Origin of the sequence: Vibrio sp. SNU_ST1 (genome assembly GCF_030563405.1) — a bacterium.
Taxonomy (GTDB): domain Bacteria; phylum Pseudomonadota; class Gammaproteobacteria; order Enterobacterales; family Vibrionaceae; genus Vibrio.
Genome location: NZ_CP130749.1, coordinates 305,739 through 318,512 on the forward strand (window position 1 = coordinate 305,739; position 12,774 = coordinate 318,512).

Consider the following 12,774-nt stretch of genomic DNA (forward strand, 5'->3'; position numbering starts at 1 on the left):
GGGGCTTTTATTTTGTTTACTAAACAGGGTGTTCGTTAAACGGTAAGGCGGTTAAACCGTAAACTTGTTCAATAGCTCGTCTTGTTGGCGAACATTGTCAGTTTGAACCTGCATTGCTGTGTTTGCGTCTTGAGCTGCGTTTGATACCTGTGTTGAAAGGTCCTTGATCTTAACAGTGTTGTTGTTGATCTCTTCTGCTACTAAACTCTGTTCTTCAGCTGCTGAAGCAATCTGAATATTCATATCAGAGATACGCTGAATCGCGTCGCGGATACGGTCAAGTGAAGAGTTCGCTTGCTGAGCGCGTTCAACGGCGTCAGTCGCTGTGTCTTTACTTTGATTCATCGCGTTAGATACAGAGCTTGCACCCGCTTGGAGCTGCTCAATCATGTTGCGGATTTCAGTGGTCGATTCTTGAGTACGTTGCGCCAAAGTACGGACTTCGTCGGCAACGACAGCGAAACCACGACCCGATTCACCAGCACGCGCTGCTTCGATCGCTGCGTTCAATGCCAGTAGGTTAGTTTGGTCTGCAATATCGTTGATTACTTTAAGAATCGTCTCGATATTTGCGGTTGCTGATTCAAGTACTTGTACTTCTGCAACTGCCTGGTCGATACGCGCTGAAAGGTTATCAATCGCTTGAGTCGTGTCACTTACTACAGAAGTGCCGTCTAGTGTCGCATCGTCAGCTTCACGAGCTGCAGCTGCTGCGCCTTGAGCATTGTTTGCTACTTCCGTTGCGGTAACCGCCATCTCGTTCATTGCGGTGGCTAACTGTTCAAGCTCTTGCAGCTGGGTATTCATCGCATTCGCTGACTCACCCGCGCCTTTCACTGTGATTTCAGTACCACGTTTAATCTCAACACCAATCGCTTTGGATTGAATGATTTGATTTTGCAGGTTTTCGGTAAAGGTGTTAAAGCCTTTCGCAAGGTCAGAGAACTCTTTATCTGTATTGGTATCTAGACGTTTAGTTAAGTCACCCTGTCCGCTCGCAACATCTTGAATTGCTTCGTTAAGCGTTTCAAGCGGGCGCATTAACACACGGATAAGAACGGTTAATGCAATGATGCTGAGAATAACCGCAACTAAAGAGTAGATGATCGAGCTGTTTTTCAGATCTTCAATGGTTTGGAAAGCGATCTCTTCATCAAGTATTGCGCCAATGTACCAATCTTCACTTGGGATGTGGGTGAAGTTAACTAAGAACATTTTGCCGTCGACTTCAATTTCTTGAGAGCCTTCACGAATAGTCGCTTGAGGCATGTAGCTTGAAAGCGTTTCGCCGTTGTTCTTAGCATTTGGGTGAGCAATCGTGGTGCCGTCGGCTGTTACTAGGAATAGGTAACCCGCATCAAACAAGTTCACTTGGTTTACCAGGGTAGCAAGGTTCGTCAATTCTAGGTCGTAGAACATACCCGCAGTGAAACGACCGTTGTCTTTAACGGGTGTACCCACTGATATGATGACTTTCTTACTTGATGCATCCACATAAGGAGCGGTCACAACTAAACTGTTTTTGGATTTAGCATCAATGTACCAAGGACGGATTCGTGGGTCGTAATCTGGACCTGCATCCCAACCGTCGTCATTTTCAATGACATAACCGTTGGCTTCATAACCAAAACCAACCGCTAGGAAGCTGTTTTTAAGCTTTGGTTTTTCTAAGATTTCTTTTACGTAAGTGCGATCTTCAGGGTTGATCTCGATGACTTCAGTCGTCGATTGAGCCAGCGCCTTCTTGGCGTTCATTTCTGATTCGACGGTATTTTTAACGCCAGAGACCATTTCTTTCAGGCTCGCATTGACGTGGTTTTCTACAGCACTTCTTACGGTGTAAAGTTGTTGTATTGAAAGCAATGATACTGTCACTAGCAGCAAGGCTGATGATGCAGCAACCACCTTATGGCTAAATTTCATTGAGTTTTCCCCTTCTCACAGGCTTTGCGAAGACTAAAGTTAATCGTGTTTTTGTAATTATATATATCGACTAGATTGAAAATTACTTGAATGTAAATTCACAAAATAGACTACAAAAATACAACAACCCGCACAACGTAAAATTCAGTTAATTACATACTTGCTACTTTTGTTATTTGGTTCAATGAGTTGAAGAGTTAGGTTAATCAAAGGTAAAGAAAGTGATGAGGGTATTAATTTGTCGATTATGCGCATGGTTTACTATCAGGGGGAGAGGTGTAAGGGAATTAATATGAAATTAAATGATGTGCTCAATTTATATATTGGCGGTATTTTAAATCGGGAGGTGAATATATTAGGCAAAAAAGCCCCACAAAAGTGAGGCTATTATTAAACAGGTTATTTATTACACTGTATCAGTGCGTCCAATTTAAAATATTAGATGCGCTACACCAGCGATAACGGGCAGCGTAATTAAAGTACGTAGAATAAAAATAACAAACAGTTCAAGGATATTCACTGGAATCTTACTGCCTAGAAGCAGAGCGCCCACTTCAGACATGTAGATCAACTGAGTTACCGACATTGCTGCAATAACAAAGCGAGTCATCTCGTTGTCGATAGAAGCGGCAAGGATCGCTGGGATGAACATATCCGCAAAACCAACAACAATGGTTTCAGATGCTGCAACCGCTTCAGGTACTCCAAGTAGCTCAAGGAATGGAATGAAAGGCTGACCTAGGAATGAGAACACTGAGGTGTATTCTGCAATCACCAATGCCATCGTACCCAGACCCATTACAACAGGCAGAACGCCAAATACCATGTCGACTGCGTTACGAATGCCTTCACCAAATACAGACTTAGCAGACTTCACTTGAGAAGCCTTATTTACCGCGAGTTCAAGACCCCAAGAGAAAGTCGAGTGACCCGCTGGGATTGCATCAGCATCTTTGTGAGGCTTTGTACCATCAATGAAGGTGTCTTTCTTCATGCTTAGTGGCGGAAGGCGAGGGATGATTACCGCAGCCACAATACCGGCTAAGCAGATTGCTGCGTAGAAAGGCAGGAATAGGTGCTCTAGTTCCACTTGAGCAATAACCACAAGACTGAACGTGATAGATACAGCTGAGAAAGTGGTACCAACAACCGCGGCTTCACGCTGAGTGTAGAACTTCTTCTCGTACTGTTTACTTGTGAGAAGGATACCAACGCTGCCGTCACCTAGCCAAGAAGCCATACAATCGATAGCACTACGACCCGGCAGGTTGAAGATTGGGCGCATCACTTTACTTAGTAAGGTGCCAAACAGTTCTAACAAACCGAAGTTAAGTAGAAGTGGTAATAGTAAACCGGCAAAGATGAATACTGAAAATAGAGTCGGTAATAGGCCCTCTAACACGAGACCACCGGTGTTTTCTTCCCAGATAAACTCAGGACCTACCTGGAAGAAAGCCATAAATGCTGCGGCACCACCGATAATACGAACCAACAACCACAGTGGAGATGGATTGAAAAGGCCGTTTAGAAATGAATTCGATGTAATGAATGCAGGCTTGAAAATAGTGCTTAACACGGAAGCTACAGACATGAAGGCAACGATTGCAGTGATAATAGCAACTAGGGAGTCACCGAAAACCGCTTGAATTGATTTGGCTAGAATAGCGACAGGGATCGTGAGATCACCTTGGTAGCTAATTGGCGCCATGAATAGGAATAAACCAATCAGAGATGGGATTAAGAAAACCCAGAAACTGCCTTTAGATTTCTCTGGTTGAGCAGTATTCGTGTTGTTAGACATGTTAATTATTCTCGTATTTCCACATGTAAAAAAGCCACATCCTTGGCATTTTTATTCTCTAAACATCCGTATTTTCTCATTGGGTGCAAGATTACCGAGTATTAATATCACTTGCAATACTATTCATCAAATATCGCTAAATATTCACACGGGTTATTCTGCAACACATTATGAGTTTAGAATAAAGTGTTGCAGATGTTACATATTCTGATGGTTATTACTAGGCGTTTATAAATTTACTGAGGCTTCAGTTCGATAAGTTAGGTAGAGCCAGTAGCTAAACGCGACAATGAACGCGAAAGAGGCAGGGAAAGCCAGTGCCAAAATTTCAAAGCGCTGGAACAGGCAAGCACCACTTAAACCACCAAACAGAAAGCCAACAACGATGAACATAAGAAGTTTGGCTTTACGGCGGTCAAAAGGCATGCCCTTTAAGCGTGCGCCAATCATGATCCCAAGGTCTGTGATGATCCCGCTCATGTGTGTGGTACGAATGATCGCCCCGCTATAGGTGGTGATCATTGCGTTCTGCAAACCACATGCGGCTGAAGCGAAATACTGGCCTGAAGTGTAGCCTTGTAAAAGTGCCCAAAGCGCCAAAAACAGCAATCCACCCTCAATACACAGCGCAACACCGTAACGGCGTCCTAACTTCAATGCTTGATTTTCGATAAAGAATCCGCTGAACGCGGCACCTAGCATAAAGCTCATAATGATTAGCAGGAGGTGCATAGAAGTTGAAGTCGGCGTGAGTAGGCTGCTGCCAAGTAAAGACATGGTGCCTGAAATATGGGAGATAGCTTGATGTTGGAAGCCGAGTAAACCAATAGCATTAACGCTGCCAGCAAGGCCCGCTAACAATAGGGCGCCGTATTCAACCCAGCGAGGTAGCTTAGAAATCATGTGGTTCACCCTGGGTTAAAAAGAGGAGCAGATTATAACGCTAGCGAAAAGATACGCTAGCGTTGTAGAACGTTGATATTTGATCTTAGGCAACAGTCTTGCAGTTTGTCCCAATACTGTTGCTTTATAGAGGTAATGGTCAGTAACAAGCTAGTTGTAATGACTCATCTGGTGGTCAAATTTGACCCATCCGTGTTTGCGTTCTTCGTAGACTGAAAAGCTTGGTAGCGGAAAGTCTTGCTCTTTAAATAGTCCGAGCGGGACGACATAAAAATCGGCGGCGGCCACCGACTGCAATAGCATGGTGGTGCCACATTTAGGGCAAAACTGGTAGGTGACTTCATTGCCCGTGTCACTGATACGTGAAAAGGAGGTGACCTCTCCGTTGAGTGTCACTTGTTCTATCGGGAATCGAGCCTGAACCCCGAACACACTTCCGGTGCGCTTCTGACATTCATAACAATGGCATACGGAGGTGCGTTGAGGCTCGCCTCTGCAGACTAGATTGACGGCTCCACAGCGGCATTCGCAACTTCTGATATTTCTATCTTTAATATGATTGATATCCATCCATGCTCCACTTCTGGTTAACCCTGTATTGATAATTATACTAAAGCCCTTTATGGTCTGCACAACTGGATGAAAACAAAAGAATATAATTGCTCATGAAAAAGAAAATCTTACCTATACCTCTGATTTTACTGATTCCTATTGTCATGCTGGTTGTGGTGATACTGGCGGGTATTTATCGCTTTAGCTTAAGTGACGAAGAGATCTTGGCGAAGTTTCCTTCTTCTCATGTCAGTTATGACCCTGTTGTTGAAACCGTTTTTGATTTGAAGACGACTAATCCATGGACAATCAAAGTTCCTGAAACTAACGCGTACGCCTTTATTAATGAAGTCGATGGACCAAGATCAATCGCGTTTGGGCGGTATGACTCCGGTGTTGAGCGTGGTGTGGTCACCGTAGACACCAACAACCTTTCAAGAGTCATACTCGGCGAGGCAAGTTTCTTTGTTGCACCTATGTGGGTATCTAACCAAGGCAGTGGCGTTTTCTATTATCTTGGCCTGTTTAAACATGACCAGCATCGAAGCCGTGTCGTGTTAGTTGACCAATTCTTTCTGGGTGACCGTGTGAGAATCCAAACTTTAGAGATTACTCAACTGCTCGATTCACAAAGCAAACTCTCTGGGGAAGGTTTTATCGGCTTTACTCGACATTCGGCGGAACAATCTTTTCCAGAATTGCAAACTGAAAAGGTGTTAATGAGTTTTTCTTTCAATGCGCAATCAATTGATGAGCAATGACGTTTTTGTTAGGCAAGGAACTGTTGTTTATGTGAGCTAAATTACATATTATCTTAAGTAGATGAATGAAATTTAGACACACTTAGCTTTGTGTCTGCTTACTTTTACAAATGGAGCTTGCGAATGATTAATAAACGTTTTTTTAAAACGAAAGATGAAGTTGAAGTGACCTTCGAGCTAGAAGCTCAAGAAGCTAACTCCGTATCAATCGTTGCCGACTTTCTGGACTGGAAAGCGACGCCAATGAAAAAACTGGCGAAAGGGAAGGTTTACAAGTTTAAAACCCGTCTGCCTAAAGATGGCGAGTTTCAATTTCGCTACCTAGTTGATGATCAACAATGGGTGAACGATGCGAATGCTGATCGTTATATCCCGAATGAATTTGGTGAAGATAATTGCTTGGTATCGACAGTTAACGCTTAATTGAAATGAAGTAGTGTGAATCAATCGAAAGCAGAAACTCACCGTTTCTGCTTTTTTATTTTTAAATTTGGCGGTTAATATTATTAATCGTGAAGCGGGTTTCCACTTACGGTAACTCAATGACTTAGCCGAAATTGCGCAGATTCACATCATATTATGACAATGCAATGATGATTTATGCGTTTGAAAAGCATATCCTGTGCTTTTATATCGTAGAAAGACCTGTTTACCGTGTATTCAAAAATATTTTCCTCTCCGTTTGCTGAGCTTTCATCTGTAAAAAAAGCAGCAATTTTAGGACTGCCACTTATTGCAGCGATTAGTGTTGCTCTGCAATATTCACAATCGAACCTGACGAAAACGATTGATCTCGATTTACCAGACTCCACCGTGATTGAGTCAATTCTGTCACCTTCTTCCGTTACCGTTATTGAGCCACCGACGTTTGAATATCAAATTCAATCTGGCGATAACTTAAGTAGCATCTTCACTCAGCTTGGGTTTTCTTATAACTCGATGATGAGCGTGATGGAAACCGATTTGAACTTCCTTGCGTTAGACACGCTTCGTCCGGGTAATACATTACGTTTTTGGCGTGATGAAGCGACGGGCAACCTTTCAAAAATGGAACTTCAATTTAGTGTCGCAGACAAAGTGGTTTATCGACTGCTTGATGATGGCAGCTATGAATTCGAAGACATCTCTATTCCGGGTGAATGGAAGCAAAAGCCTTTAGTGGGTGATATTCAAGGCAGTTTCTCTATGTCAGCGAACAAAGTTGGCCTGAACAGTATTGAGATTGACCATATTGTGACGCTTCTTAAAGATAAGCTGAATTTCAGCCGAGACTTACGCGCGGGTGATCAGTTTGAAGTGCTTCAAAAAGCGCAATTCGTTGATGGTGTCGCAACCGGGAAACGTGAAATCGAAGCGATCAAGATCATGAACCGTAACCGTGTTGTGTCTGCGTACTTACACACTGACGGACAATATTACGATGCCAATGGTGATAGCTTACAACGCGCTTTCCAACGTTATCCAGTGAGCAGTGGCTGGCGTCAAAGCTCTCAGTTTAACCCTAAGCGCTTGCACCCTGTGACAGGGCGAGTATCTCCGCATAACGGTACAGATTTCGCTACGCCAATTGGCACGCCGGTTCAAGCAACGGGTGATGGTAAAGTGATCATGACTCGTAAGCACCCATATGCCGGTAACTACGTGGTGATTCAGCACGGCAGCACATACAAAACGCGCTACCTACACTTGAGTAAAATCCTCGTTCGTAAAGGACAAACAGTATCTCGTGGTCAGCGTATTGGCTTATCTGGTAAAACGGGCCGCGTAACGGGGGCACACTTACATTATGAACTGATTGAACGTGGTCGTCCTGTTAATGCAATGAAAGCGAATATTCCGATGGCCGATTCCGTACCTAAAAAGGAAAAAGCGACGTTCGTGGCCGCTAGAGATGAAGCTGATAAGCTATTAAAGAAAGCTTTAGAAAAACAATCGAATAACAGCTAACGGACTGCTAACTGGTTTATTCAAATTAGGTCGTTCATTAAGCCGTGAGTGCTTTGCTAAAAATTTAAATGTTTTTAGTGATGTCTCATGGCTTTTTAGATCTTGGTCTGGTTACTTGTTTTGACTTCTATTTTCACCATTTATGTGCTTTGAATGCTCTGTTCTGAGTGAGTAACCAAACTCACGATAGCCTCAGGTCGCATCGGTGGAGAGTAGAGGTATCCTTGAATTTTGTCACACCCCATTGCGTGCAGCTTTTCTAATTGCTCACGCTTCTCTACGCCTTCCGCAACCAATGACACATTGAGTCTGTGTGCCAGTTGAACAATCAACCACACAACACTTTCGGATGTTGAGTTTGTCAGCAAGTTTCGAATAAAGGTGGCATCAATTTTAATACAATCGATAGGGTAGCTATGAATGTAATTTAAGCTTGAGTAACCAGTACCGAAATCATCTAGTGCAATCGTGAACCCTTGTCCCCTTAGAAAGTCGAGTGCTGACTTTGTTTCTTGAGTTGGAGATAACAGCACGGTTTCGGTTAGCTCAATGACAAACTCGTTTGCTTTAAAGTGATGCTGTTCAATCGTTCGAGTGAGATAGGAAATATAACGCTTAGAATCGGTAAGCTCGTGAGCGGAGCAGTTTATCCCAAGCTTAACTTTGTAGCCTAAGCCGCGCTCCAATATTGTTTTAGCGCGGCATACCAGTTCGATAATCCGTTCACCTAGTTCTACAATCAACCCTGACTCTTCTGCCACTTGAATGAACTCTACCGGTGAGATATCGCCATGTTTCTTGGTTTTCCAACGAGTGAGCACCTCAAAGTAACCCCATCGTGTGTCACCTTGATCAACGATCGGCTGCACAACCACGTACATTCCATTGTCATTAGGTGCATGACTGTCTGATATGGAGCTGTCAAGCTCACTTCGTAAGGCGGCGATTAACTCGGTTTTCCTTTGGTAACGAACCCTTAGGTGAGTGTCGTAACATTGAATGCATGTATCTTGACTATGCTGGCACTCTTTTAGTGCCAAACTGGTGTTGAAGATGATTTGTTCTACGTCTTTATTATCTCCATCTGACCGGGCAATGCCGATGCTGACGTTGAAGTCGATTTTGATATCAACATTAGTGTAACCTTGCTTTATCTTATCCAGTATTTGTTCGCAAACAGCTATTGGGTCTGAATGATAGGTAATGAAAGCAAACTCATTGCCAGCTGTCCGGAAAGTCAGGTTGCTTTCAGGTAAGGTTCGACGCAACGTCTCTGCTACATATTGGAGAACCTTATCGCCAACATAATTACCGTGCATATCATTAATGGCCTTGAAGCTATTGATGTCGAGCAGAGCGAGCGTGAAGGGAGTGACACTCTGCTGAGTGATCGATTCCAAGGTGTCTGATAAACAGCTACGGTTTAATAGCCCAGTTAGACTATCGTGTGATACTTCGTAGCTGAGTTGATTAACCAGTTGCTTAGAACGGTCGTTGAACCACATTTCACGCAAGGTGTGAATGACGATATCTGCGAACAACTGGTGGTGTTTTATCACGTCTTGTTGCTGATCTGTACTCAGAGGCGAACTAAAGGTTGAGAAAAGCACACCCATGACTTCGCCACTTTGACTGCGTGCTGGGATAGCGATTGAGTTTTGTGAGGTGATTTCCTGCCTAAATGCTGATGTTGGGAGTGACTGAACTATATACTGAGCAAATGAGCAATCTGGGTGTTTTTGATTGACGGCTTGTTGATATATGTGACCATGGCGTGCGTTTATTTTGTCATGCAGTACATGGTCAGAATGGGCAATTACCAAAGGAACCATTTGATCGGGGAAGTGCTTTTTCTCAATGATACTAGTGTATTGAGTGCCGAAGGTTTGATGCAAAGTAAGCACGGCAGACTCTAAAAGGTCGATACCTTCCAATTTGAGTAAGCGCCCAATGTGCTCTGTGTCTATCATGCTATTGCGTGTATGTTGAGTCATAGTCACCATCCGTAGCCAACCAGAATCGTGTGTAAGCTGTATGTGTATGATCTTGTGTATATGTTCTTGTATCTGCACTGTCTTAAATATTAACAATGCAACTGCATTAATAACCTTGATGTGCATCTAGTTTATTATTGTTCGTGTTGTGTGATTTTTCAAATTTAGTGCGATATATTTCACAAAACTTGACTATTTCTTTCTTTGTCTAGCCTATCTTTTAGGTGGTCTAAAAATAGCTTGGTTCGTGTATGTGAGTAGTCAAGCTTAGGGTAGTACGCGTAAACCATCACTTCGTCGGCTGTTATATTTGGTAATACTGGAACCAGTGTCCCTTGTTTAAGCTCCTCTTTGATCATTGCTTTAATGGTTAATAGTACGCCCATTCCTCGCTTCGCGGCATGAAACAAAGCCTCAGGGTTGGTGGTCGCAAAGTTACCGTTCAAAGTGATGCGCTGTCCTTTCGTTAGCGTGACTTCACGAATAGGACGCTCTCCCCATATTAAGGAGTTGTGTTGTTCTAAGTCTTGCTCGTTGATGGGATAACCATGTTTAGCCAAGTAACTGGGTGCGGCATAAAAGCTGGCTTTGTGTTCAAACAGTGGTGTTTTCTTGAAGCTTAACGAGTTGAGTTGTTCCAGTTCACGACTGATCACCAGGTCCAAGCCAAGCTCAGGTAATTGACCTGGCGTGGTGGTGATAAGCTGTACTTTAATGTCTGGATACTTTTCTAAGAAGTCGTCCATGTATTGCACGAGAAACTTAGAACCAACAGCAATGGTTGCCCCAATCTTTAGCAGACCCGCAGGAGTTTGGTTAACCGATCGGGTTTCATCAATAATCGATTGCCAATTATCGAGCTGATCCTTGGCTCGCAGATAAAAGAGAGCCCCCGCTTCGGTTTGGCTGATCGAGCGCGTGGTACGCTTTAATAGTTGAGTGCCGATACGTTCTTCTAGCCAGTTCACTCTTTTGCTGATCGCTGAGCTGGTGGTATTGAGTTTACGCGCTGCGCCATTGAAGCTGCCTTCTTCAACCACTTTTACATAACTTTTTACGTTAAGAATCCAATCCATATTATTTCCTGTTGGGACTTAATAAAATTCCAATTTAGCTAATTATCAATTATTGGTTTTGAATGTAAACTTATCTGATGAACAAATAACAAACGAATAGGGAATTTTTTGAGCCAATCGACCTTTAAAAAAACACCGCTACTCTTAGCCATGATGATCATTGCTACAGGACAGGTGGGGGTGAGTATCTATTTACCATCATTGCCGCTGATTGCTTCAGACTTAAGTGTAACTCAGATAGATGTACAGCTACTCGTCACGCTGTTTCTTGTGGGTTTTGGCTTGTCTCAGCTATTTTACGGGCCGATGTCCGATGCCGTGGGGAGAAGGCCTATCTTCTTGTTAGGCCAGGGCGTTTATTTGATTGGTACTGCCGTGTGTGTTGCTTTTTCTGACAACCTAACGGCGTTAGAGGTTGGCCGTTTGTTGCAAGGTTTAGGTGCGGGTAGTGCCTCGGTTCTTGGACGCAGTGTGCTTCGTGACAGCTATGATGGGCCTCAACTGACCAAGGCGTTGTCTTATATTTCGGTTACCGCTTCAATTATGCCGATCATTGCGCCAGTGTTTGGCGGTTGGATCTCATTTCACCTTGGTTGGCAGGCGGTATTCCTGTTTGTTTTATTGTACATATTTGCGATATTCACTCTAGGCTATTTTGTGTTGTCTGAGACTTTGCCATATGGAAAGAGTCGTTTTGACGCCTGTCAAGTGGTGAAGAACTACGGACGCTTGTTGACTAACCGCCAAGTGTTGACCAGCGCCAGTTATAATTGGATGAGCTATATGGCGAGTTTGGTGTCTTTATCGCTGTTTCCATTCTTAATGCAAGAACAATTGGGGCTGACATCCGCTGAATATGGATCTTTGATGATTGTCCCTTCTGCTGGACTATTGATCGGTAGTGTGGCGCTGAACTTACTCAATCGAAGGTTTAGTACACCACAATTGATGAGTCTTGCAATTTTGATAATTATGGCTTCAGGTGCGTGGTTGCTTACTCATGAGCTATCCATTCTTAACTTGGTCTGGGCACTTACTTGGCTGGCTGTCGCACAGGGTATATCGTTTCCGCTATCCATCAGTATGTTGCTGGAACCTCATAAGAAGCAAGCCGGTGCAGTATCGGCATTGTCAGGTTCAATTCAGATGTGTTTGGCGGGTTTACTTGGTGGATATCTAGTCGAGAGTTGGGTGACGACTCACCTACAGCTCGGCGTGTTTTATCTGATTATTGGTGCTTGCATGGCTACAGTACTTTGGTCTTCAACGAGAATGAAAACTACTGCCGTAGAATACAGTTAAACAGCTAGCCCGCTATAGTTAAGCGTACAGTCGTTAATACGTTGTATTTGTATGGATGGTTTTCTACAATACCTGCGTCCATTTAACAGGTAATAAACATGCAGCAAAATGAATTTGAAGTACTGGTAAAAGCTATCTGCGCACTAGATGGCCTGCCTCAAGCACTTGAGCTATTGAAATCCAATGAGGATACAGAAGTCGCTGAGGCTGCTGGATCACTGACCGGTCAATTTGCGCTAGCTGAAGTAGAAGGCGAAAAGCGTATTTACCACGTGACGCTTCAAGAAAATGAACAAGGCGAAGAGCAAGAGTACATCGAACATGTGATGAATGAAGGCGATGACTTAATCAAATTTGCAGCTTGGTTCTTTGAAACTATGTTCGAATTAAAGCAAAAAGATACATATCAAATTGCGGGTAAAACTTACAAACAGCCAAAGCGCAGCTAGGTTTCTTAGCTATTTATTTTTTTTAAGCTATTTTTTCATGTAAGTTGATTTCTAAGCAATTAGTTT

General features: G+C 43.3%; 11 protein-coding genes. 5 read left to right on the forward strand and 6 right to left on the reverse strand.

Annotation, left to right across the window (positions count from 1 at the left end):
- Window positions 1–51 precede the first annotated feature (51 nt).
- From Q5H80_RS15660 to Q5H80_RS15675, 4 genes are all read right to left on the reverse strand, one after another.
- The gene (locus tag Q5H80_RS15660) at window positions 52–1,923 is read right to left on the reverse strand and encodes a methyl-accepting chemotaxis protein (protein ID WP_304570340.1); all 1,872 of its coding nucleotides are present in this window, start codon (window positions 1,921–1,923) and stop codon (window positions 52–54) included.
- A 430-nt stretch (window positions 1,924–2,353) separates the two neighbouring features.
- Window positions 2,354–3,724 (reverse strand): YjiH family protein, encoded by a 1,371-nt coding sequence (locus Q5H80_RS15665; protein WP_304570341.1) that lies wholly within the window; start codon window positions 3,722–3,724, stop codon window positions 2,354–2,356.
- A 228-nt stretch (window positions 3,725–3,952) separates the two neighbouring features.
- Window positions 3,953–4,627, reverse strand: coding sequence for a YoaK family protein (locus tag Q5H80_RS15670; RefSeq protein ID WP_009845723.1), 675 nt, complete (start codon window positions 4,625–4,627; stop codon window positions 3,953–3,955).
- A 150-nt stretch (window positions 4,628–4,777) separates the two neighbouring features.
- On the reverse strand, window positions 4,778–5,260 hold the full coding sequence (locus tag Q5H80_RS15675; RefSeq protein WP_304570342.1) for a GFA family protein: 483 nt from the start codon (window positions 5,258–5,260) through the stop codon (window positions 4,778–4,780).
- Between the two features lie 32 nt (window positions 5,261–5,292).
- Here Q5H80_RS15675 and Q5H80_RS15680 point away from each other — a divergent pair, with 32 nt between their 5' ends.
- From Q5H80_RS15680 to Q5H80_RS15690, 3 genes are all read left to right on the forward strand, one after another.
- Window positions 5,293–5,940 carry a hypothetical protein gene (locus Q5H80_RS15680; RefSeq protein WP_304570343.1) on the forward strand — a complete coding sequence of 216 codons (648 nt, stop codon included), beginning with the start codon at window positions 5,293–5,295 and terminating at the stop codon, window positions 5,938–5,940.
- 123 nt (window positions 5,941–6,063) lie between these two features.
- On the forward strand, window positions 6,064–6,363 hold the full coding sequence (locus Q5H80_RS15685; RefSeq protein WP_009845720.1) for an isoamylase early set domain-containing protein: 300 nt from the start codon (window positions 6,064–6,066) through the stop codon (window positions 6,361–6,363).
- Between the two features lie 231 nt (window positions 6,364–6,594).
- Window positions 6,595–7,887, forward strand: a complete 1,293-nt coding sequence (locus Q5H80_RS15690; RefSeq protein ID WP_304570345.1) for a peptidoglycan DD-metalloendopeptidase family protein — start codon at window positions 6,595–6,597, stop codon at window positions 7,885–7,887.
- Between the two features lie 140 nt (window positions 7,888–8,027).
- Here the strand turns inward: Q5H80_RS15690 and Q5H80_RS15695 are convergent, their stop codons facing one another.
- Both Q5H80_RS15695 and Q5H80_RS15700 read right to left on the reverse strand, forming a co-directional pair.
- Window positions 8,028–9,881 carry a bifunctional diguanylate cyclase/phosphodiesterase gene (locus tag Q5H80_RS15695; RefSeq protein ID WP_304570346.1) on the reverse strand — a complete coding sequence of 618 codons (1,854 nt, stop codon included), beginning with the start codon at window positions 9,879–9,881 and terminating at the stop codon, window positions 8,028–8,030.
- Window positions 9,882–10,060: 179 nt separating this feature from the next.
- Window positions 10,061–10,957: a LysR family transcriptional regulator gene (locus tag Q5H80_RS15700; RefSeq protein ID WP_304570347.1), complete on the reverse strand. Its 897-nt coding sequence runs from the start codon at window positions 10,955–10,957 to the stop codon at window positions 10,061–10,063.
- Between the two features lie 108 nt (window positions 10,958–11,065).
- On the opposite strand from Q5H80_RS15700, the gene Q5H80_RS15705 reads away from it, so the two are divergent.
- Window positions 11,066–12,259, forward strand: coding sequence for a multidrug effflux MFS transporter (locus Q5H80_RS15705; RefSeq protein ID WP_304570348.1), 1,194 nt, complete (start codon window positions 11,066–11,068; stop codon window positions 12,257–12,259).
- A 98-nt stretch (window positions 12,260–12,357) separates the two neighbouring features.
- Complete coding sequence (locus Q5H80_RS15710; RefSeq protein WP_304570349.1) at window positions 12,358–12,708, forward strand: hypothetical protein; 351 nt, start codon at window positions 12,358–12,360, stop codon at window positions 12,706–12,708.
- Window positions 12,709–12,774: the final 66 nt, after the last annotated feature.

Excerpts from the sequence above, each read along its gene's own strand:
- Q5H80_RS15710 (WP_304570349.1), top strand. The coding sequence starts at position 12,358 with ATGCAGCAAAATGAATTTGAAGTACTGGTAAAAGCTATCTGCGCACTA.
- Q5H80_RS15680 (WP_304570343.1), top strand. The coding sequence starts at position 5,293 with ATGAAAAAGAAAATCTTACCTATACCTCTGATTTTACTGATTCCTATT.
- Q5H80_RS15660 (WP_304570340.1), bottom strand. The coding sequence starts at position 1,923 with ATGAAATTTAGCCATAAGGTGGTTGCTGCATCATCAGCCTTGCTGCTA.
- Q5H80_RS15670 (WP_009845723.1), bottom strand. The coding sequence starts at position 4,627 with ATGATTTCTAAGCTACCTCGCTGGGTTGAATACGGCGCCCTATTGTTA.
- Q5H80_RS15685 (WP_009845720.1), top strand. The coding sequence starts at position 6,064 with ATGATTAATAAACGTTTTTTTAAAACGAAAGATGAAGTTGAAGTGACC.
- Q5H80_RS15700 (WP_304570347.1), bottom strand. The coding sequence starts at position 10,957 with ATGGATTGGATTCTTAACGTAAAAAGTTATGTAAAAGTGGTTGAAGAA.
- Q5H80_RS15665 (WP_304570341.1), bottom strand. The coding sequence starts at position 3,724 with ATGTCTAACAACACGAATACTGCTCAACCAGAGAAATCTAAAGGCAGT.
- Q5H80_RS15695 (WP_304570346.1), bottom strand. The coding sequence starts at position 9,881 with ATGACTCAACATACACGCAATAGCATGATAGACACAGAGCACATTGGG.